Annotated in this window: 19 protein-coding genes; 6 read left to right on the top strand and 13 right to left on the bottom strand. The window is 71.6% G+C overall.

Annotated features, from left to right (window positions below; genetic code table 11):
- The first annotated feature begins 34 nt into the window (after window positions 1-34).
- Window positions 35-667, top strand: coding sequence for a TetR/AcrR family transcriptional regulator (locus tag AB0316_RS11515; RefSeq protein WP_366273150.1), 633 nt, complete (start codon window positions 35-37; stop codon window positions 665-667).
- Window positions 668-698: 31 nt separating this feature from the next.
- Here the strand turns inward: AB0316_RS11515 and AB0316_RS11510 are convergent, their stop codons facing one another.
- The 3 genes from AB0316_RS11510 to AB0316_RS11500 are packed head-to-tail and all read right to left on the bottom strand — an operon-like array spanning window position 699 to window position 3,067.
- Window positions 699-995, bottom strand: coding sequence for a MoaD/ThiS family protein (locus tag AB0316_RS11510; RefSeq protein WP_366273149.1), 297 nt, complete (start codon window positions 993-995; stop codon window positions 699-701).
- A gap of 18 nt (window positions 996-1,013) precedes the next feature.
- Window positions 1,014-2,096, bottom strand: coding sequence for a sialidase family protein (locus AB0316_RS11505; protein ID WP_366273148.1), 1,083 nt, complete (start codon window positions 2,094-2,096; stop codon window positions 1,014-1,016).
- Between the two features lie 14 nt (window positions 2,097-2,110).
- Window positions 2,111-3,067, bottom strand: coding sequence for a 2-hydroxyacid dehydrogenase (locus AB0316_RS11500; RefSeq protein WP_366273147.1), 957 nt, complete (start codon window positions 3,065-3,067; stop codon window positions 2,111-2,113).
- Between the two features lie 72 nt (window positions 3,068-3,139).
- Here AB0316_RS11500 and AB0316_RS11495 point away from each other — a divergent pair, with 72 nt between their 5' ends.
- Complete coding sequence (locus AB0316_RS11495) at window positions 3,140-3,802, top strand: MOSC domain-containing protein (RefSeq protein WP_366273146.1); 663 nt, start codon at window positions 3,140-3,142, stop codon at window positions 3,800-3,802.
- A 55-nt stretch (window positions 3,803-3,857) separates the two neighbouring features.
- Window positions 3,858-5,126: a PQQ-dependent sugar dehydrogenase gene (locus tag AB0316_RS11490; protein WP_366273145.1), complete on the top strand. Its 1,269-nt coding sequence runs from the start codon at window positions 3,858-3,860 to the stop codon at window positions 5,124-5,126.
- 145 nt (window positions 5,127-5,271) lie between these two features.
- On the opposite strand, the gene gatB is transcribed toward AB0316_RS11490, so the two are convergent.
- The 3 genes from gatB to gatC all read right to left on the bottom strand — a co-directional run bounded on the left by gatB (window position 5,272) and on the right by gatC (window position 8,779).
- Window positions 5,272-6,819, bottom strand: a complete 1,548-nt coding sequence (gatB, locus tag AB0316_RS11485; RefSeq protein ID WP_366273144.1) for an Asp-tRNA(Asn)/Glu-tRNA(Gln) amidotransferase subunit GatB — start codon at window positions 6,817-6,819, stop codon at window positions 5,272-5,274.
- Window position 6,820: 1 nt separating this feature from the next.
- Window positions 6,821-8,362 carry an Asp-tRNA(Asn)/Glu-tRNA(Gln) amidotransferase subunit GatA gene (gene gatA / locus AB0316_RS11480; RefSeq protein WP_366273344.1) on the bottom strand — a complete coding sequence of 514 codons (1,542 nt, stop codon included), beginning with the start codon at window positions 8,360-8,362 and terminating at the stop codon, window positions 6,821-6,823.
- Window positions 8,363-8,482: 120 nt separating this feature from the next.
- Window positions 8,483-8,779, bottom strand: a complete 297-nt coding sequence (gene gatC / locus AB0316_RS11475; protein WP_366273143.1) for an Asp-tRNA(Asn)/Glu-tRNA(Gln) amidotransferase subunit GatC — start codon at window positions 8,777-8,779, stop codon at window positions 8,483-8,485.
- 144 nt (window positions 8,780-8,923) lie between these two features.
- On the opposite strand from gatC, the gene AB0316_RS11470 reads away from it, so the two are divergent.
- Window positions 8,924-9,442, top strand: coding sequence for a hypothetical protein (locus AB0316_RS11470; protein WP_366273142.1), 519 nt, complete (start codon window positions 8,924-8,926; stop codon window positions 9,440-9,442).
- A 39-nt stretch (window positions 9,443-9,481) separates the two neighbouring features.
- On the opposite strand, the gene AB0316_RS11465 is transcribed toward AB0316_RS11470, so the two are convergent.
- The 6 genes from AB0316_RS11465 to ligA form a co-directional block, all read right to left on the bottom strand.
- Window positions 9,482-10,501 (bottom strand): branched-chain amino acid ABC transporter permease, encoded by a 1,020-nt coding sequence (locus tag AB0316_RS11465; protein ID WP_366273141.1) that lies wholly within the window; start codon window positions 10,499-10,501, stop codon window positions 9,482-9,484.
- The gene (locus AB0316_RS11460; RefSeq protein ID WP_366273140.1) at window positions 10,498-11,367 is read right to left on the bottom strand and encodes a branched-chain amino acid ABC transporter permease; all 870 of its coding nucleotides are present in this window, start codon (window positions 11,365-11,367) and stop codon (window positions 10,498-10,500) included. The genes AB0316_RS11465 and AB0316_RS11460 overlap by 4 nt, the downstream gene beginning before the upstream one ends.
- Before the next feature lie 123 nt (window positions 11,368-11,490).
- On the bottom strand, window positions 11,491-12,735 hold the full coding sequence (locus AB0316_RS11455; RefSeq protein ID WP_366273139.1) for an ABC transporter substrate-binding protein: 1,245 nt from the start codon (window positions 12,733-12,735) through the stop codon (window positions 11,491-11,493).
- 203 nt (window positions 12,736-12,938) lie between these two features.
- Window positions 12,939-13,706 carry an ABC transporter ATP-binding protein gene (locus AB0316_RS11450; protein ID WP_366273138.1) on the bottom strand — a complete coding sequence of 256 codons (768 nt, stop codon included), beginning with the start codon at window positions 13,704-13,706 and terminating at the stop codon, window positions 12,939-12,941.
- A complete protein-coding gene (locus tag AB0316_RS11445) occupies window positions 13,699-14,439 on the bottom strand; it encodes an ABC transporter ATP-binding protein (protein WP_366273137.1) in 741 nt (246 codons plus the stop codon). Before AB0316_RS11445 ends, AB0316_RS11450 begins: the two co-directional genes overlap by 8 nt.
- Window positions 14,440-14,608: 169 nt before the next feature.
- Window positions 14,609-16,741: an NAD-dependent DNA ligase LigA gene (ligA, locus tag AB0316_RS11440; RefSeq protein WP_366273343.1), complete on the bottom strand. Its 2,133-nt coding sequence runs from the start codon at window positions 16,739-16,741 to the stop codon at window positions 14,609-14,611.
- A 199-nt stretch (window positions 16,742-16,940) separates the two neighbouring features.
- Here ligA and AB0316_RS11435 point away from each other — a divergent pair, with 199 nt between their 5' ends.
- Window positions 16,941-18,452, top strand: a complete 1,512-nt coding sequence (locus AB0316_RS11435) for a long-chain fatty acid--CoA ligase (protein WP_366273135.1) — start codon at window positions 16,941-16,943, stop codon at window positions 18,450-18,452.
- Window positions 18,453-18,609: 157 nt separating this feature from the next.
- Entirely contained in the window at window positions 18,610-19,848 is a 1,239-nt protein-coding gene (locus AB0316_RS11430) for an Ig-like domain-containing protein (protein WP_366273134.1), read from the top strand.
- A 76-nt stretch (window positions 19,849-19,924) separates the two neighbouring features.
- Here the strand turns inward: AB0316_RS11430 and AB0316_RS11425 are convergent, their stop codons facing one another.
- Window positions 19,925-20,905 carry a methionine synthase gene (locus AB0316_RS11425; RefSeq protein WP_366273133.1) on the bottom strand — a complete coding sequence of 327 codons (981 nt, stop codon included), beginning with the start codon at window positions 20,903-20,905 and terminating at the stop codon, window positions 19,925-19,927.
- Window positions 20,906-20,958: the final 53 nt, after the last annotated feature.

The following is a 20,958-nucleotide window of genomic DNA, read 5'->3' as shown; positions in this document are numbered from 1 at the left end:
ACCTGTATTCAATTCGAGGGCGTATCGTTGCCGTATGCCGTCCAGCCGAGTCCCCGTGTCCGCGCCGCCCCGCGTCACCGCGCGCCGTCAGGCCACGCGGGACCGCGTGCTGGAGGCGGCCAGCGAGGTCTTCGCCGAGCGCGGGTTCCACGGCGCCACGGTCGAGGACATCTGCGAGCGCGCCGGCTTCACCCGCGGCGCGTTCTACTCCAACTTCAGCTCCAAGGACGACCTCGTCGTCGAGCTGTCCCGCCGCCACTCCGAGGCCCTCGTGGAGCGGATCCGCCGTGCCGGCAAGCGGGCCCACCCTGGTGCCGACGAGCTGCTCCGGGACGTGTTCGCCGCTCTCGCCGACGAGCCGCGCAGCCAGGAGCGGTGGCTCGTGCTGACCAGCGAGTTCACCCTGCACGCCATCCGCGACGCGGGGGCCCGACGCGCGTGGGCAGCCCAGCAGCGCCGCGTGCGCGACGAGCTGGTGGCGGTCGTCGACGAGGCCGTGGCCCGTCAGGGCCTTGCCCTGCCGATCCCCACCGAGGTGTTCGTCCGGGCCGCCATCGCGCTGACCCAGGGGTCGGTGTCACAGCGGCTCATCGAGCCCCGGTCGATCGGAGTCGGCGAGCTCGAGCGCACGGTGCTGCCCATCCTGCTCGGGCTCGGGGGCACATAGAGCGTTCTTCCACCCGGCACGGCTGCGCCCGTCAGCCTCCCGAGACGGCGTTGATGATGTGGACGCGAGCCCCGGCGGGCACCGGTGCACCGACGCCGTCGCCGCGGGTGGCGTCCTCGCCGTTGACGAAGACCTTGACGTGGCGTCGGATCTGGCCCCGCTCGTCACGGACCTTGCCGTCGAGGATGCGGTGCCCCGAGAAGGCCCGGTCGAGCAGCTCGGCGACGGTCTGCGACTCCGCGGGCGACTCCACCTCGATCTCGGAGAGGCCGCCGACGAGGTCACGCAGCATGCCCGGCAGGATGACGCGGACGGGAGCGGACGGCATACGCGAAGACCTTGTCTCTCAGGCCAGCTCGGCAGCGCGCACGACGAGGACGTCGGGCAGCTGCGTGGCGATGCGGGTGAAGGTCTCTCCCTCGTCGGCCGACGCGAAGACGTCGCCGTTGCGGGTGCCGAGGTAGACGCCCACGGGGTCGGCGCCGTCGAGCGAGGCCGCGTCGCGCAGCACGCACGTGAAGCTCTCGGACGGCAGGCCCTGCGCCTGCGTGCGCCAGTGCGCACCACCGTCGTCGGAGCGCTGCACCTGAAGCTGCGCGCCCGGCGGGATGCGCTCGCCGTCGTCCTGCACGGGGATGTTCCAGACGACCCCGGGTCGGCGGGGGTGGGCGAGGATCGCGAAGCCGAAGTCGGTCGGCAGCCCGTCGGCGATCGACTCCCACGTGCTCCCGTTGTCGTCGGAGCGGTAGACGCCCTTGTGGTTCTGGGCGTAGAGCGCGCCGTCGGCCTCCGAGCGGGCCACCTTGTGGACGCACTGGCCGTACTCGGGGTACTCGTCGTCGGGCATGAAGTAGGCCCGGATGCCGGGGTTGCTCGGCGTCCAGCTCTGGCCGCCGTCGCCGGAGCGGTAGACGCCGCCGGCGCTCATGGCGACGAGGAGGTTCTCGGGGTGCCCCGGCTCGGGGACGACCGTGTGCACGGCGCCGCCGCCGAAGCCGGGTTCCCAGTGGGGCCGGTGCGGGTGCTCCCACAGGCCGCGCACGAGCTCGTAGCTGTCGCCGCGGTCGGTGCTGCGGAAGAGGGCGTGCGGCTCGACGCCGGCCCACACGACGTCGGCGTCGTTGGGGTCGGGCGTCAGCTGCCAGACGCGCTCGAGTGCGGTGTCGGTGTCGGTGGGGAAGGACAGCGCACGCTCGGCGCTCTCGCTCCAGGTGCGGCCCCCGTCGGTGGAGACCTGGACGGTCGGGCCCCAGTGCCACGACTTGACGCCGGCGAGCACGGTCGAGCGGCCCTCGCGGGTGTCGACCGCCACCGAGGCGACCTCGCTCATGAGGAAGTGCGGGCCCTCGAGGGTCCAGTCCTGCCGGTCGGTGCTGCGGGCGATCCACAGACCCTTGCGGGTGCCGATCGCGACGATGGTCTCGGTCATGTTGACAGTGTCCACTACCGCGTGGGGTGCGACAAGGGTCCGGCGACGACGTTGTCGACGGATTCTCCGGCGAGCATGGCCCGGACCTGCCGACGCACCAGGGCCATGGCCCGGGGGCGCATCGCGTCGGTCGCTCCCCCGACGTGCGGGGTGATGACCACGCCCGGCGTCGACCAGAGCGGGTGGTCGGGCGGCAGGGGCTCGGGGTCGGTGACGTCGAGAGCGGCCCGCAGCCGGCCCGACGCGCATTCCGCGACGAGGGCGTCGGTGTCGACGACCGGTCCGCGGGCCACGTTCACGAGGAGCGCGCCGTCCGGCATACGGCCGAGCATCTCGGCGCCGACCAGCCCGCGCGTGGCGTCGGTGAGCGGAACGATGACCACCACGACGTCCTGGTCCGGCAGCAGCTCGGCCAGCTCGTCGATGCCGTGGACGTGCGGCACCAGCTCGTCACCCTCGCGGGCGTGCGAGGCGACCGCCGTGAGCGTGACCTCGAACGGCGCGAACCGCCGGGCGATGGCGCGGCCGATCTGGCCGTAGCCGAGGACCAGCACCCGCTTGTCCGCGAGGGAGGTGCGCAGCCTCAGCGGCTCCCAACGCGAACGCGCCTGGGACGCAATGAACTCCGGGAGGTCGCGAATGGACGCCAGGGTCAGGGTGAGGGCCAGCTCGGCCGTGGAGGCGTCGTGGACGCCGGCGGCGTTGCACAGGGTCACCCCCTCCGGGAGCTCGTCCACGAACTGCTCGTAGCCCGCGCTCTGGAGCTGGACCACCTCGAGCGAGTCGAGGCCGGGAACGACGTCTGCGAGCCGCAGGCTCGTCATGTAGGGCAGCACGGCCAGGCGGATCTCCGCGCCGCGCGGGTGGGGGCGCTCCATGTCCCAGACCACGACGTCCAGGCCGTCGAGACCGTCGAGCGCCTCCGCGTACTCGGGTTCGGGGACGGAGACGACGAGAGGAGTGGCGCTCATGGCGCCCACGCTAACGACGTGAGGCCGAAAAGGGCGGGGTGGCTCGCGCGGCTCACGGCTAGGCTCGCCGCCGTGACCAGCCACCCGCACGTCCTGTCCCTCGCCTCCGGACGCCGCACACCATCGCCTGGCGGAGGCCGGGCGACGGCCATCGACAAGCAGCCCGTCGACTCCTTCGAGGTGCGCGAGCCGGGACCCAAGCACGGGGGCCTGGGCAGCGGGGTCGTGGGCGACGAGATCGGCAACCCCCGCCACCACGGTGGCTCGCTGCAGGCTGTCTACGCCTACCCCCGCGAGGACCAGCAGTTCTGGTCGGAGCGGATCGGGCGGCCCATCCGTCCCGGCGGGTTCGGCGAGAACATGACGACGGTGGGCGTCGAGATGACGCGTGCGCTCGTGGGCGAGCTGTGGCGCATCGGTGACGTCGTGCTGCGCGTCGAGGGACCGCGCATCCCCTGCCAGACCTTCGCGGCGCACATGGGCGAGCAGCGGTGGGTCAAGCGCTTCACCGAGGAGGGGCGCACCGGCGCCTACCTGTCCGTGGTGACGCCCGGCGTCGTGCACACCGGTGCGGAGGTCGTCGTCGAGCGTCCCGACCACGACATCGACGTGCTGCTCGTCTTCCGCGCCTTCACCGGCGACCTCGCCGCGGCCCGGCGCGTCGTCGCGGCGGAGGCGGTGCACCCGGAGACGCGGGAGGAGCTCGCGGAGTCGCTGCAGCGCCGCGGCGCCTGAGGTGCCGGCGGTCGCGGCACCGGGTGACGGCGCGTCCCGTGGGTCACAATGGGGTATGCCGCGCTCCTCCCGATCGACCTGTCGCGCCCTCGCTGGTGCGGCCGTCGTCGCCGTGCTCGCGTCGGCGTGCTCCTCGGGCACGCCGTCCTCGCCGGCGACGGCGAGCACGTCGGTCGGATCCGACCCGACCACGGCGACGCCGACGGCAGGGGCCACGAGCGTGCCCACGGGCACCGCGCCCGGCCCCTCGACCGGGTCGCCGACCACGGGCACCAGTCCCACATCGGCCCCCGTCACCACGTCGGCGCGGCCCTCGACGGCCACGTCGACCCGTCCACCCGCGCCCGAGCCGGCCGCACCGGTGACGCTGCTCAGCGGCCTCGACATCGCCTGGTCCGTCGCCGTCCTGCCCGACGGCAGCGCGCTGGTGAGCGAGCGCAACACCGGCCGGATCTACCACGTGCCGAAGCCCGGCAGCGGCGGGCAACCGGCCGTCGCCGGCACGCTCCCCATCTCACGCACCGATGGTGAGGGCGGCCTGCTCGGCCTGGCCGTCGCGGCCGACTTCGCCACGCATCCGGTGGTGTACGCGTACTACTCGACCGACAGCGACAACCGCATCGCGGCGCTGCCGTGGCGCGGCGGGACGATCGGCGAGCCGACGGTGGTCTTCTCGGGCATCCCCCGCGGGCGCTTCCACAACGGCGGCCGCATCGCGTTCGGGCCCGACGGCTTCCTCTACGTCGGCACCGGGGAGGGCGGCGACACCTCCCTGTCGCAGAACCTCAGCTCCCTCGGCGGCAAGATCCTGCGGATCACGACCGACGGCGACCCGGCGCCCGGGAACCCGTTCGGCGGCTCCCCCATCTGGACCTACGGCCACCGCAACGTCCAGGGGCTGGCGTGGGACAGCCGGGGCCGGATGTGGGCCAGCGAGTTCGGCCAGGACACCTGGGACGAGCTCAACCTGATCCAGGCCGGCAGGAACTACGGGTGGCCGGTGGTCGAGGGCCGCGCCGGCAACCCCGACTACGCCGACCCCGTTGCGACGTGGCACACCTCCGAGATGTCACCGAGCGGCATCGCCGTCGGGTCGGACGGGGCCGTCTACATGGCGGCGCTGCGCGGCCAGTCGGTGTGGCGGGTTCCGGTCAACGCCGACGGCACGGCGGGCAAGCCGGTCCGCTACCTGCAGGGCACGTACGGCCGCATCCGCGACATCCACTTCGTCGGGGACCGCGTGTGGATCACGACGAGCAACAACGACCACAAGGACCGGCTCATCTCGCTGCCGTTGTCCGACGTCGGCGCCACCCGCCGCTGACGCAACCGTCGAGAGGCCACACTTCGCGGATCCCTGCACGTCGAGAGGCCAGACTTCGCGACCCACGACACGTCGAGAGGCCACGTCCCGCGACGGACGTGGCCCCTCGACTGTCATCGGGCCACAACGAGTGGCCTCTCAACGGTTACTGGAGCTTGGCGAGGATGAGCTCGCGGGCCTTGCCGGCATCGGCCTGGCCCTTCATCTGCTTCATCACCTGGCCGATGAGCGCACCGGCGGCCTGCACCTTGCCGTCGCGGATCTTGGCCGCGACGTCGGGGTTGGCAGCGATGACCGTGTCGACGGCCGCCTCGAGTGCCCCGTCGTCCTGGACGAGCTGGAGCCCGCGGGCGTCGGCCACTGCGGTCGGCGTGCCCTCGCCGGCGAGGACGCCGTCCATGACCTGTCGCGCGAGCGAGTCGTTGAGCCGTCCGGCCACGACCATGCCGTCGAGCTCGGCGATGTGTGCCGGCGTCAGGCCCAGTCCGGCGGCATACGTGACGATGTCCTGACCCTCCGCGTTGGCGCGGCGGGACGGCTCGCCGAGCCACCACTTCCTCGCCGCGGCCGGGCTGGCACCAGCGGCGACCGTCTCCTCGATGAGCTCGACCGCACCGGCGTTGACGACGTCGCGCATCTCGAGATCGCTGTAGCCCCAGTCGGACTGGAGCCGACGACGACGCTGGGCGGGAGGCTCGGGCAGCGTCTCCCGCAGCGCCTCGACCGTCTCACGGGTGGGCGCGACGGGCACGAGGTCGGGCTCCGGGAAGTAGCGGTAGTCCTCGGCGTCGGACTTCACACGGCCCGACGTCGTGATGCCGGTGTCCTCGTGCCAGTGGCGCGTCTCCTGCAGGATCGAGCCGCCGGCGTCGAGGATCGCCGCGTGCCGGGAGATCTCGTAGCGCACGGCGCGCTCGACCGAGCGCAGCGAGTTGACGTTCTTCGTCTCCGTGCGCGTGCCGAGCGGCACGGCGAGCTGCTCCTCGCTCGTCGGCTCGCCGACACGCGGGCGCAGCGACACGTTGGCGTCGCAGCGCATCGAGCCCTGCTCCATGCGGACGTCGCTGACGTCGAGGGCGCGCAGCAGGTCGCGCAGCGCCGAGACGTACGCCTTGGCGACCTCGGGCGCGCGCTCCCCCGCCCCCACCATCGGCTTGGTGACGATCTCGATGAGCGGGATGCCGGCGCGGTTGTAGTCGACGAGCGAGTGGTCGGCACCATGGATGCGACCGGTCGCACCGCCGATGTGCAGCGACTTGCCGGTGTCCTCCTCCATGTGCGCGCGCTCGATCTCGACGCGGTAGGTGCTGCCGTCCTCGAGCTCGACGTCGAGGTAGCCCTCGTAGGCGATCGGCTCGTCGTACTGCGAGGTCTGGAAGTTCTTCGGCATGTCCGGGTAGAAGTAGTTCTTCCGGGCGAAGCGGCACCACTCCGCGATCTCGCAGTTGAGCGCAAGACCGATGCGGATGGCCGACTCGACGGCCTTCTCGTTGACGACGGGCAGCGCACCGGGCAGGCCCAGGCACACCGGGCAGACCTGCGAGTTGGGCTCGGCACCGAACTCGGTCGGGCAGCCGCAGAACATCTTGGTGGCCGTGTGCAGCTCGACGTGCACCTCGAGGCCCATCACCGGGTCGAACTTCGCCATGGCCTCGTCGTAGTCCATGACGGCGTCGGTCGCGACGGTGGTCATCTCAGGCTCCCTTCTCAGCAGAAGCAGCAGCAGCCGCGCCGCCCAGCGAGGGCGCGCGGTCGAGGATCGGACCGCCCCAGCGGTCGACGAGAGCAGCCTCCAGGGCCGCGCCCACGGTGTAGAGCCGCTCGTCCTTCATGGCCGGGGCGAGGATCTGGATGCCCGCGGGCAGGCCGTCCTCGTCGGCGAGGCCCGAGGGGATCGACATGCCGGGCACTCCGGCGAGGTTGGCCGGGATGGTCGCGATGTCGTTGAGGTACATCGCCATCGGGTCGTCGAGCTTGTCGCCGAGCTTGAACGCCGTCGTCGGTGCCGTCGGGCTGATGAGCACGTCGGCCTTCTCGTACGCGTTCGCGAAGTCCTGGGCGATGAGCGTGCGGACCTTCTGGGCCGAGCCGTAGTACGCGTCGTAGTACCCCGAGCTCAGGGCATACGTCCCGAGGATGATGCGGCGCTTGACCTCGTCGCCGAAGCCGGCGTCGCGCGTCGCGGCCATGACCTGCTCGGCGCTCGGGGCATCCACGCCCTCGGGCAGCACCCGCAGGCCGTAGCGCATCGCGTCGAACTTGGCGAGGTTGCTCGAGGCCTCGCTCGGGAGGATGAGGTAGTAGGCCGCGAGGGCGTAGTCGAAGTTCGGGCAGCTGACCTCGACGACCTCGGCGCCGAGCTCCTCGAGCAGGGCGACCGACTCGTCGAAGCGGGCGCGCACGCCGGGCTGGTAGCCCTCGCCGCCGAGCTCCTTGACGACGCCGACCTTCATGCCGCGCACGTCGGCGCGGCGGGCCGCCTCGACGACCGCCGGCACGGGCGCGTCGATCGACGTCGAGTCCATCGGGTCGTGACCGCCCATGACCGCGTGCAGCAGGGCGGTGTCGAGGACGGTGCGGCCGCAGGGACCGGCCTGGTCCAGGGAGCTGGCGAGCGCCACGAGGCCGTAGCGCGAGACCCCGCCGTAGGTCGGCTTGGTGCCGACGGTCGCCGTGACGGCAGCCGGCTGGCGGATCGAGCCGCCGGTGTCGGTGCCGGTCGCGAGCGGCGCCTGGAAGGAGGCGATGACCGCGCTCGAGCCGCCGCCGGAGCCGCCCGGGATGCGCTCGAGGTCCCACGGGTTGCGCGACGGGCCGTAGGCCGAGTGCTCGGTCGAGGAACCCATGGCGAACTCGTCCATGTTCGTCTTGCCGAGGATCGGCAGGCCGGCCTCGCGCAGCTTCGTCACGACGGTCGCGTCGTACGGCGGGACCCAGCCCTCGAGGATCCTGCTGCCGGCGGTCGTGGGGACGCCCTTGGTCGTCATGACGTCCTTGACCGCGATCGGCACGCCGGCCAGCGCGCCGAGGGTCTCCCCGGCCTGTCGGCGCTCGTCGACCGCGCGCGCCTGCGCGAGGGCGCCGTCCGTGTCGACGTGGAGGTAGGAGTGCACCTGCCCGTCCACCTCGGCGATGCGGTCGAGGTGCGCCTGGGTCACCTCGACGGAGCTGATCGTCTTGCTCGCGAGGGCGTCGGCCAGGTCGGCGGCGGTGGCCCTCGTCAGGTCGGTTGGCAGGTCGGTCACGTCGGTGCCTTCGGTTCGTAGCTGCGACAGGAGGTTTCGTCGGTGCCCGTCACGGGCGGGGGCGTATGCCGGGTGCTCGGCGACACGGCATACGCGGGCTTCGTCGGCCGCTCAGTCCTCGTCGAGGATGCGCGGGACGGAGAAGCGCTGCTGCTCGGCCTCGGGGGCGCCGGCGAGGACCGCCTCGGCGCCGAGGCTCGGGCGGACCACGTCGGGACGGGTCACGTTGGTCAGCGGCATCGGGTGCGACATGGGCGCGACGCCGTCGGTGGACGCCTGCTGGACCTTCGCGACGGACTCGAGGATCACGGAGAGCTCACCGACCATGCGGTCGAGCTCGGCCTCGGAGAGGTCGATGCGGGCCAGGCCCGCGAGGTGGGCCACGTCGTCACGGGACAGGGATGACATGCGGGCCAGTCTATGGGGCTGCACGCTCGGGCCTGACCCGGCACCGGAGCCATCCCAGGAACTCGCGTCCCTCGACCCGTGTCCCGCCGCGGGGGTCGCTCGTTGAGCACCGTGGATCCACGAACCGCGCAAGGAGACCCCTCGATGACGAGCCCGGCCACCCCCTCGACCACCACTTCCTCGACCGCCCCCTCGACGGCGCGCTCGTCCGCACCGGCGGGTGAGGCATCGACCCCGGCCGACCAGCCGGTCACCGCCACCGGTGACCGGGCCTCGACCAGGGCCGACGCGTCGGCGAAGGCGCGCCGCTCCCCCGACCTGCGCGCCGGCGCCCGGCGAGCAGCGAGCCTGACGGGTGCCGGCATCCGGCGCCTGCGCACGATGGTCGGTGAGGTCGTCTGGATCATCTGCCTGCTGGCCGCCGCGGCCCTGCTGCTCGGCACGGCACTCGTCGTGGTCGGGGCCAACACCCACAACGCCCTCGTGCAGGGCGTGCTGCACGCGGCCGACTGGGCCGACCTCGGCGTCTTCAGCCGCTCGGCGGGAATCAAGCAGTTCACCGGTGACGGCGCGGCGACGAAGAACGCCCTGATGAACTGGGGCCTGGGTGCGGTCGCCTGGCTCGTCGTCGGCCGCATCGCCCGGCGCATCCTGACGCCGTAGCCGCCTCCGGGCCGGGGCCGGGCCCGAGATCGCCCGGGGTCAGTCCCGCGGCCTGCTCCGTCGCTGGATGACGTAGCGCCGCAGCGCGTTGCGGCCGGTGCCCCAGATGCCGTGCCGGAACAGCAGGACGATGACGACGAAGATCGTGCCGGTGATCAGGCCGATGCCCTCGAAGCCGGAGCTCGCGAGGTAGTCCTCGAGCGTCACGACGACCCCCGCGCCGACGAGCCCACCCCAGAGGGTCCCGATCCCGCCGAGGACGGTGACGAGGACGACCTTGCCCGACGTCGTCCACATCAGCTCCTGCAGCGACGCGAACCGGTGGCTCACGGCATACACCCCTCCGGCCAGCCCGGCGAGGGCCGCGGAGATGACGAACGCCGTGATCTTGTAGCGCTCGACGTCGTAGCCGAGCGCCCGCGCCCGGGCCGGGTTGTCGCGTACGGCCGTGAGGACCCGCCCGAAGGGCGAGTTGACGACCCGCCAGGCGAGCAGCACGCCCAGCAGCACCATGGCCCCGCCGACGTAGTAGAAGTAGAACGGGTCCGTCTCGACCGCCTCGATGCCGAAGAAGCTGCGCGGGATGCCCTGCAGGCCGTTCTCACCGCCGGTGAGGCCGCTCGCCTGGTTGGCGACGAAGTAGAGCATCTGCGCGAAGGCAAGGGTCACCATCGCGAAGTAGATGCCGGTGCGCCGCACCGACAGGTAGCCGATCGGCCAGGCGATGACCATGGAGAACACGACGCCGCCGAGCACCGCCACCGGGAACGGGACGCCCCAGTGGCTGGCGATGAGCCCGGTGCAGTAGGCCGAGCCGCCCCAGAACGCCGCGTGGCCGAAGCTCAGCAGCCCGGTGAAGCCGAGCAGCAGGTCGACGCTGATCGCGAAGAGGCCCCAGCACAGGATGTCCATCGCGACCGGCGGGTAGATCCAGTAGGGCAGCAGCACGGCGACGACGAGGCCGGCCAGCAGCATCACGTAGCGCAGCGGGTTGCGGCGCGAGAGGATCGAGGGCTGCGCCAGGTCGACGTCGACCTTGGCGGTGAGCTGCTCGCTCATGCGACCTCCTCCCGTCCGAAGAGCCCCGAGGGCCGGACGAGGACGACGACTGCCATCAGCACGAAGATGATGACCTGGGCGATCTTGGGCTGGTAGGCGATGCCGTAGGCCTCGACGAGTCCCACGAGGAACCCGGCGACCACCGCCCCGAGGATGGAGCCGAGGCCGCCGATGACGACGACGGCGAAGAGGACGATGATGAAGTTGCTGCCCATCTCGGCGGTGATCGCGCGAGTGGGGGCAGCCAGAACCCCGGCGAGTCCGGCGAGCGCGATGCCGAAGCCGAACACGGGGGTCACCCAGCGCCCGACGTCGATGCCCAGGGCCCGGGTCCGTTCGGCGTCCTCGGTCGCGGCCCGCACGATCATCCCGATCCGGGTCCGCGTCATCAGCAGGCCCACCGCGAGGCAGACGACGACGGAGAGCACGCAGGCGAAGATCGAGTAGGTCGACAGGTTGATGCTGCCGACCGACACCTGGCCGCCCAGGCCGGCGGGCACCTCGTAGGGCAGGCCGGAGACCCCGTAGCGCTGCTTGACCCCCTCGACGAGGATCAGCGTGAGCCCGAAGGTGAGCAGGAAGTTGTAGAGCGGGTCGAGCGCGAGGAGCCAGCGCACGAGGAGCCGCTCCATGAGCACGCCGAAGCCGAACATCAGGATCGGCACGACGACGAGCGCGACCCAGAAGCCGACGTGCAGCTCGGCGAGCAGCACCGCCGACAGGACGGCGCCGAGCATGTAGCAGGCGCCGTGGGAGAAGTTGACGACCCCGAGGACGCCGAAGATCACGGCGAGCCCCAGCGCGGACAGCGCGTAGAAGCCGCCGGCGGCGAGCCCCTGGACGGTGTACTGGATAAATGCGCTCATGTCCCTCGTTCGGTTCGCGATCGATCGGAGTGGGTGGGCACGGAACCGGCGCCTGTGCACCGCGGGCGTATGCCGTCCGGCGCGCTCCACGCGAACGCGACGGACGGCATACCTGCTCGGATCTCAGCCCATCGAGCAGGCGGAGTTGACGTCCCCGTAGGCCTCGGCGGCCGGGATGGTCTTGACGATGTCCTCGTAGTCCCAGTCCTCGGGGGCCGAGCTCTTGACCTTCGCGAGGTAGACGTCGTGGGTCACGGCGTGGTCGCCCTTGCGGATCTCGCCGTTGCGCAGGAAGACGTCGTTGATCTTCTTGCCCTCGAGCTTGGCCACGACGGCGTCGGCGTCGTCGGTGCCGGCCTCCTGGACCGCCTCGAGGTAGTTCATGGCGGCCGAGTAGTTCGCGGCGTGCGCGAAGGACGGGCGGGTGTTCGTCTTCTCCTTGAAGCGGTCGGCCCACTTCTTGTTCTGCGCGTCGAAGTTCCAGTACCACGGGTCGGTGAACTGGGTGCCGGCGAACTGGTCGACGCCGAGCGAGTGGATGTCGGTGATGAACATCAGGCCGACGGCGAGCTGGACCTTGCCCTTCAGCGGGCTCTGGTTGAACTGCTTGACGAAGTTGATGAGGTCGCCGCCGGCGTGCATCGAGCCGATGACCTTGGGGTTGCCCTCGCCCGCCTTGGTGATGAAGGTGGCGAAGTTGTCGCTCGGGAACGGTGAGGCGATCGACTGCCCGACCGTGCCGCCCGCCTTGGTGACCTCGGCCGTGAAGGACTTGTTCATGTCCTGGCCGAAGGCGTAGTCGGGGTAGACGATGTTCCAGCTCGTGCCGCCGGCCTTGGTGATGGCCCCGGCGGTGCCGCGGGCGAGCACGCTCGTGTTGTAGGCCCACTGGAAGGTGTACTTGTTGCACTTGTCGCCGGTCAGCGACATCGAGCCGGCCCCGATGTTGATGTAGAGCTTCTTGTGGTTCTTCGCCTGCGTGGCCACGGCGAGGGCGGCTGCAGAGTTGGGCACGTCGAGGATGATGTCGGCCTTCTGCCGGTCGTACATCTCCTGGGCCTTGGAGTTGGCGATGTCGGCCTTGTTCTGGTGGTCGGCCTGGACGATCTCGATGTCCTTGGCCACGGCCTTCTCGCCGTACTTGGCCTTGTAGTCGTCGATCGCCATCTGGATGGCGACCGCCGAGTTGGGGCCGGACAGGTCCTTGTAGACCCCCGACTGGTCGTTGAGCAGGCCGATGACGACCTTGCCGTCGCTCAGCTTGCTGGAGCCGCCGGACTGGGGGCCGCCGGCTCCTCCGCACGCGGCGAGCGCGAGCGACGCGGTCGCCGCGATGACGACGGTGCCCTGGACTGTCCTGCTACGCATGTCCCCTCCTGGGGTGGTTCCTGGGGTGGTTCCTGGGGTGGTTCCTGGGGTGGTTCCTGGGGTGGTTCCTGGGGTGGTGCCGGATGTGGTGACGGGATGTGACGGTGCGGTGGCTGCGCCGCGGTCCGGGTGTCGTGCTCCGGGCCGTGGCGTGGAGGGCAGGTGGCCCCGGGCGCCGGTCGGCGCGCAGGGGTGGGCCGCGGCTACATGCCGAGGTAGGTGAGCAGCTCGCCCTCGCGGGCGCGGAAGTCGTCGTTGGCGAGGTGCTCGACGACCTTGCCCTCGGCGAGCAGGTAGTGCCGGTCGGCCACGGTGGCGGCGAACGTGACGTTCTGCTCGACGAGCAGCACGCCCACCCCGTGGCCCTTGATCTCGCGGATGATCTCCCCGATGCGCGAGACGATGACGGGAGCCAGGCCCTCGCTGGGCTCGTCGAGCAGCAGCAGCCGCGAGCCCATCCGCAGGACGCGGGCCATGGCGAGCATCTGCTGCTCCCCACCGGAGAGCCTGGTGCCGGGGAAGTCCCGGCGCTCGTGCAACACCGGGAAGAGCTCGTAGACGCGCTCGAGGGGCCAGGCGTCCTGGTGCACGACCGGTGGCAGCAGCAGGTTCTCCTCGACGGTGAGGCTCGAGTAGATGCCCCGGTCGTCCGGCACCCACCCGATGCCGGCGCGGGCGCGGGCGTCCGCCGAGCGCCTGGCCAGGTCGCTGCCGTCGAAGGTCACGGTGCCCTCCGTCTGCCGGTGCAGGCCCATGACCGAGCGCAGCAGGGTGGTCTTGCCGGCGCCGTTGCGTCCGACGAGCGTGACGACCTCACCGGGCGCGACGTCGACGGTGACGTCGGTCAGCACCCGGGCCTCGCCGTACCACGCGGAGAGCGAGGAGACCTCGAGCATGCGCGAGGGGGCTTGTGCCGCAAGCATGCTCGCCTCGATGCTCGGCTGGGCTGTCGTGCGGGTGTCGTCACGCATGGGCTGCTCCGAGGTATGCCGTGATGACGCGCTCGTCGGCGCGCACCTGCTGGTAGGGCCCCTCGGCGAGCACCTGGCCGGCCTGCAGGACGGTGACCCGGTCGGCGAGCGAGCCGACGACGTGCATGTTGTGGTCGACGAAGACGACGGTGCGGCCGACAGCCAGCTGCTTGACGAGGGCGATGGTGCGGTCGATGTCCTCGATGCCCATGCCCGCGGTGGGCTCGTCGAGGAGCAGCAGCTTCGGGTCGAGCGCCATCGCGATGGCCAGCTCCAGCGCGCGCTTCTGACCGTAGGCGAGCGACGAGGCGGGCGCACCGGCGCGGTCGGCGAGACCGACCTGCTCGAGCAGCTCCACGGCGCGGTCCTTGTAGCGGGCCATCCGGGTCACGGAGCGCCACCACTGCCGGCCCAGGCCGGTCGGGGCGGCGAGCGCCAGCTCGAGGTGCTCGCGCAGCGTCATCGCCTCGAACAGGCTGGTGATCTGGAAGGAGCGGGCGATCCCGAGCGGCGCGATCTGCTCGGGCGCCCGGCCGGTGATGTCGCGTCCGTCGAAGAGCACCGTGCCCGAGGTCGGGCTGAGGAAGCCGGTCAGCAGGTTGAAGAGCGTGGTCTTGCCGGCGCCGTTGGGGCCGACGAGGGCGTGCACCGTGCCCTCCGCGACGGTCAGGTCGACGCCCGACACGGCACGGAAGCCCCGGAACTCCTTGGTCAGGGCTCTCGTCTCGAGCATGGGCGTAGCCGCCAAGACCTGCACCTCCTCGTGCGTCGCGCTGCGGTGAGCGTGCCGACCGGCTGGTCGACTACGCAGACTCTAGGGAGACGCGGGTGCGAATTGACGGTGCTGGCTCACACACCTGGGGCGCCCGTGTGGGGCGGGCCCACATGCACCCCGGCGGCGCTCAGTCCGGTGAGCCGGTCTCGAGCAGGCGCCGGAAGCCCGCCTCGTCGAGGATCGTCAGACCGAGCTCCTCCGCCTTGGCGGCCTTCGAGCCGGCGTTGGCCCCGATGACGACGTAGTCGGTCTTCTTCGACACCGAGCCGGACGCCTTGCCGCCGCGGCTGATGATGGCCTCCTTGGTCTCGTCGCGCGAGAAGCCCTCGAGCGACCCGGTGACGACGACCGTCTTGCCCTCGAGGGTGCGCGGCGTGGACGTGTCGACCTCGTCGGCCATCCGCACGCCCGCGTCGGCCCACTTGCGCACGATCTCGCGGTGCCAGTCGACCTCGAACCAGGCGGTCACGGCCTCGGCGATGACGCCTCCGACGCCCTCGGCCTGGGCGAGCTCCTCGGTCGAGGCGGCGCGGATCGCCTCCATCGAGCCGAAGTGAGTGGCCAGAGCGCGGGCGGCCGTGGGTCCGACGTGCCGGATCGACAGGGCGACGAGGACGCGCCACAGCGGCTGCGTCTTGGCCTTCTCCAGCTCGGCCAGGAGCGTCTCGCCGCCGGCGGACAGCACCCGCCCCTCGACGACCTGGTCGACGGGGTCGGTCCTCTTCGCGGCGCGCGTGTAGAGCGGGACCCTCGCCAGCTTCTCGCGGGTGATGCCGTACTCCCCCGCCTGCGGGCTGTCGTCGGGCGGGGCGAAGAGGTCGCCCTCGTCGGTGACGATGCCGGAGTCGAGCAGGGCGATCGAGCCCTCCCAGCCGAGCGCCTCGATGTCGAGACCGCCACGCGAGGCAAGGGCGAAGACCCGCTCGCGCAGCTGGCTCGGGCACGAGCGGGTGTTGGGGCAGCGGATGTCCTTGTCGCCCTCCTTCTCGGGCGCCAGCGGGGTGCCGCAGGCGGGGCACTCGGTCGGCATGACGAACTCGCGCTCGCTGCCGTCGCGCAGGTCGACGACCGGCCCGACGATCTCGGGGATCACGTCGCCGGCCTTGCGCAGCACCACCGTGTCGCCGATGAGCACGCCCTTGCGGGCCACCTCGTACGCGTTGTGCAGGGTCGCCTGCTCGACCGTGGAGCCCGCGACGACGACCGGCTCCATGACGCCGTAGGGCGTCACGCGGCCCGTGCGTCCGACGTTGACGCGGATGTCGAGGAGCTTGGTGTTGACCTCCTCGGGCGGGTACTTGAAGGCGATGGCCCAGCGCGGGGCGCGTGAGGTCGCGCCGAGCTGGCGCTGCAGCGCCACCTCGTCGACCTTCACGACGATGCCGTCGATGTCGTGCGCGCGGTCGTGGCGGTGCTCGCCGTGGTAGGTGACGAACTCCTCGACGGCCGCGATGTCGTCGAGGACGCGCACCTCGTCGGAGGTCGGGAGGCCCCAGGCGCGCAGGACCGCATACGCCTCGCTCTGGCGCTCGATGTCGAAGCCGCGGCGCGCACCGATGCCGTGGACGAGCATCCGCAGCGGCCGGCTGGCCGTGACCTTCGGGTCCTTCTGGCGCAGCGAGCCGGCGGCGGCGTTGCGGGGGTTGGCGAAGGGGGCCTTGCCCGCCTCGACGAGGCCGGCGTTGAGGTCGGCGAACGCGGCGGTCGGGAAGAAGACCTCGCCGCGCACCTCGACGAGCTCGGGCACCGTCTCGCCCGCGAGCCTGCCGGGGATCCCCTCGATGGTGCGGACGTTGTTGGTGACGTCCTCCCCCGTGCGCCCGTCGCCGCGGGTCAGGGCCCGCACGAGGCGCCCCTTCTCGTAGAGCAGGTTGATGGCGAGGCCGTCGATCTTGAGCTCCGTGAGGTAGTGGGCGCCCGTGCCGACCTCGCGCTCGACCCGCTCGGCCCAGGTGCGCAGCTCCTCGAACGAGAAGGCGTTGTCGAGGCTGAGCATGCGCTCGACGTGGTCTACGGTCTCGAAGCCGGTGGCGAACGAGGCCCCGCCGACGTTCTGAGTCGGGCTCTGCGGTGTGCGCAGCGAGGGGTGCGCCTCCTCGAGCGCGTTGAGCCGCCGCATGATCTGGTCGTACTCGGCGTCGCTGATCGTCGGCGCGTCCTTGACGTGGTAGGCGAACTGCGCCGCCGCGGCCTGCTCCGCGAGGGCGGTCCACTCCTGGTGCACCTCGATCGGGACGTCGTCGGTGACGGGCTCGGTCATGGGCTCGGTCACGGGCTCGGTCACGGGCTCTGTCACGGGCTCGGGCGCGGTCGTCTCGCTCACGCGCTCATCCTGCCAGCCACCCCCGACCGTGCGACTGCTCACATCGGCGCGGCACCGGGCCGCACACCTGTTCAGGAGGCGACCCAGCAGTAACAATGGCCCCGAGCCAGCGCCCCACCCCTGCGAAGGAGCAGAGATGACCAACCTCGCCGCCAACCTCGCCGCCACCGCGGCCCGCGTCCCCGACAAGGTGGGCATCCGCCTGGACTCGGCCGAGGTGTCGTGGTCCGCGCTGCACCGGGCGGCCGCGACCGTGGCGGCGCAGCTGCGGGCGGCGGGCCTGCAGGAGGGCGACCGGGTCTCGCTCATCCTCCCGAACGTCCCGGCCTACCCGGTGGCCTTCTACGGCACCCTGCTGGCCGGCGGCATCGTCGTGCCGATGAACCCGCTGCTCAAGGCCGGCGAGATCCAGTACTTCTACGAGGACAGCGGCGCCCGCTTCAGCTTCGTGTGGCCCGACTTCGCCGACGAGGCGGCCAAGGCGGCCGCCGAGACCGGCACCCGCCTGGTCGTCTGCGGGCCGATGGGCCCGGCGGAGGGCCAGTTCGACGCCGGCGAGTCGTCGGGCGCCCCGGTGCTCGAGCCGGTCGAGCGCGCCGACGACGACACGGCGGTGATCCTCTACACGAGCGGCACCACCGGCAAGCCCAAGGGCGCCGAGCTCACCCACTTCAACCTGCACCGAAACGCGCAGCGCTCGGCCGCGGACATCATGCGGATCTCCGAGGACGACGTGATCATGGGCTGCCTGCCGCTCTTCCACGTCTTCGGCCTGACGTGCGGGCTCAACACCTCCGTCCAGCAGGGCTGCACCCTGACGCTCCTGCCGCGCTTCGACCCGGCCAAGGCCATCGAGATGTTCGGCCGCGACCGCGTGACGATCTTCCAGGGCGTGCCGACGATGTATGCCGCGATCCTCAACCACCCGGACGCCGGCAGTGCCGACACGAGCAGCCTGCGCACCTGCGTCTCCGGCGGCTCGGCGATGCCCGAGGCGGTCATGACGGCGTTCGAGAAGAAGTTCTCCTGCCAGATCCTCGAGGGCTACGGCCTCTCCGAGACCTCGCCGGTGGCCTCCTTCAACATGCCGGACAAGCCGACCAAGCCCGGCACCATCGGCCGCGCCATCCCGGGGTGCGAGATGAAGCTCGTCGACGTCGACGGCAACGACGTGCCGGCCGGCGGCATCGGCGAGATCGCGATCCGTGGCGAGAACATCATGAAGGGCTACTGGAACCGCCCCGAGGCCACGAAGGAGGCCATCCCCGACGGCTGGTTCCGCTCCGGCGACCTCGCGACCGTCGACGACGAGGGCTACTTCACGATCGTGGACCGCAAGAAGGACATGATCATCCGTGGAGGCATGAACATCTACCCGCGCGAGGTGGAGGAGGTCCTCTACGCCCACCCGGAGGTGCTCGAGGCCGCCGTCGTCGGGGTCCCGGACGAGCTCATGGGCGAGGAGGTCGGGGCCGCCGTCGTGCTGCGCCCGGGGGCCACCTCGACGCTCGAGGACGTCCAGGCGTACGTCAAGGAGCGGCTGGCCGCCTACAAGTACCCGCGGCGGATCTGGCTGCTCGACGAGCTGCCGAAGGGGCCGACGGGCAAGATCCTGCGCCGCGAGGTGCGGCCGGTCGAGGCCTCCTGAGCGTGCGACACGCCGTGCATTGCACGCGCCGTGGGTTTTGGAGTATTGCCCTGAATCGGTGACACTGGAGCGGGGTCACCACCGACGCGCCGCGCCCTGCCCAACCCCTGTCCCGGCCCGGGGCGTCGGGCGCTGCGTCTGCGAAGGGTTTACACGCGTGAAGTCGAGCATCCGTTCCGCCGCGCTCACGGCGATGGCCGCAATGGCCCTGCTGGGCGTCACGGCCTGCAGCTCCAGCGCCCCCGCCGACAGCGGCAAGCCGGCCACCTCCGCCACGGCCGGCGCGGGCGGCTCCGGCTCGCAGTCGCCCTCCCCCACCCCCACCACGGACCCCGTGGTCTTCAAGACAACGCCGGGTGAGGACGCCAAGGACGTGCCGGTCGACACCCGCGTCACGGCGTCGGCGCAGCAGGGCACGCTGACCAACGCGTCGCTGTCCTACGTCAGCAAGAAGGGCAACCGGGTCCCGGTCGACGGCAAGCTCGACGGCGGCACGTGGACCGCCGGTGACCTGCTCGAGCCCGGGGTCAAGTACACCCTGGCCATGGAGGCCAAGGACGCCGACGGCAAGACCACCGAGACGACGCAGACCTTCCGCACCGTCGACCTCACGCTCGACCAGCAGATCTACGTCGCGGTCTCGCCGCGTGACGGCGGCACCGTCGGCATCGGCATGCCGGTCGTCGTGCGCTTCGACCTGCCGGTCGTCGACAAGGCCGCGTTCGAGAAGCAGATGAAGGTCACCTCGGTGCCCGCCCAGGCCGGCTCCTGGTACTGGCTGAGCCCGCAGGAGGCGCACTGGCGCCCGAAGGCGTACTGGCAGCCGGGCACCAAGGTCCACGTCGACGCGAACCTCAACGGCGTCCCCGCCGGGGGCGGACGCTGGGGCCAGATGTCCCGCACCGCCGACTTCACCATCGGCCGCTCGGTGATCGCCAAGGTCAACCTCAAGACCGACCAGATGGACGTCATGATCAACGGCAAGCTCGCGCGCCGCATCCCCGTCACCGGTGGTCGTCCCGGCTTCATCACCCGCTCGGGCGTCAAGGTGATCATGGACAAGCAGATGAACATCACCATGAAGGCCGAGACGATCGGGCTGAAGAAGAACGACCCGAACTACTACGCCGACACCAAGGTGAAGTACGCCATGCGCGTCACCAACTCCGGCGAGTTCCTGCACTCGGCGCCGTGGTCGGTCGCCGACCAGGGTCACCGCAACGTCAGCCACGGCTGCACCGGCATGAGCGAGCCCAACGCCGGCTGGCTCTACGACAACGTCACCATCGGCGACGTCGTCGAGACCGTCGGCACGAACCGCCCGATGACGATGGGCAACGGCTACGCCGACTGGAACCTCAGCTCCGCCCAGTGGGCCGCCGGCTCGGCGCTCTGACCCGGGCCGAGTCCCCGACAGCCGAGAGGCCGACCACCCCGTGGTGGTCGGCCTCTCGTCGTCCCTGCTGCCGCTCCTAGGCGGCGCTGCGCTGCTCGAGCTCGGTGGCGGTCTCGACGGCCGCGCGCTGGACCGCCCGGGCGACGTCGGGTGCGACCGTGCCGAGGCCGCAGGCCGGGGTGACGACGACGTCGGCCAGACCCGTCGGTGCCAGCCCGGTGCGCTTCCAGACGCCGACGAGCCCGTCCGCGAGCTCCTGCGGGCGCGTGCGGCTCCCGTCCGTCGGCACGACTCCCGCATGGAGCCGTATGCCGTCCTCGACCGCCACGGCGACGCCCTCCCACTCGCGCGGGCGCAGCAGGGAGGTGTCGAGCGAGAGCGCCGACGGCCGCACCCCGCGCAGCAGGGGCAGCGGGGGGTTCGCCGCGCAGCAGTGCACGACGGTGTCGCCGTCGTGGGCGCCGAGGACCGTCTGGAGTCCCGCTGCGGCGACCTGCGGGTCGAGGCTGGGCAGCCGACCGAAGCCCGAGACGGTGGGCAGCCGCCCGGCCAGGACGGTGGGCAGGCTCGGCTCGTCGACCTGCAGGACGACCTGCGCCCCCGGCACGAGTCGGCGCACGGCTGCCACGTGCACGCGTACGCCCTCGGCCAGCGACTCGACGAGGTCACGGCACGCGCCCGGGTCGACGACGACGCGCTCCCCACGGGTGAGCCAGAGGCCCCCGGCGAGCGTCCACGGCCCGACCACCTGCAGCTTGAGCGGGCCCTGGTGACCGTCGAAGGCCTCGGCGAGCTCGTCGAGGTCCTCGCGGAGCAGGGCCGCGGTGCGGGCGGCGTCCCTGCCCGGGCGGTCCACGAGGCGCCAGCCGGCCGGCTGCAGGTCGACGGGCAGCTCGACGAGCAGGCCCGCCGTGCGGCCGACCATGTCGGCGCCCGGGCCGCGGGCCGGCAGCTCCGGCAGGTAGGGCAGGTGCCCGTCGAGCAGCTCGCGCACCTGCGCGAGCGCGTCACGGACGGAGGTGCCGGGCCAGGAGCCGATGCCGGTTGCGAGCGTCACCGCGCCAGCCTAGGCGCCGTCCCGCCCGGGCTCCGCGAGGGTAGCGTGGCGCC

This window comes from Terrabacter sp. NPDC080008 (genome assembly GCF_040702505.1).
GTDB lineage: Bacteria > Actinomycetota > Actinomycetes > Actinomycetales > Dermatophilaceae > Terrabacter.
Note: the sequence above shows the minus strand (reverse complement) of the source record. Positions and strands in the feature narration are given on the sequence as shown.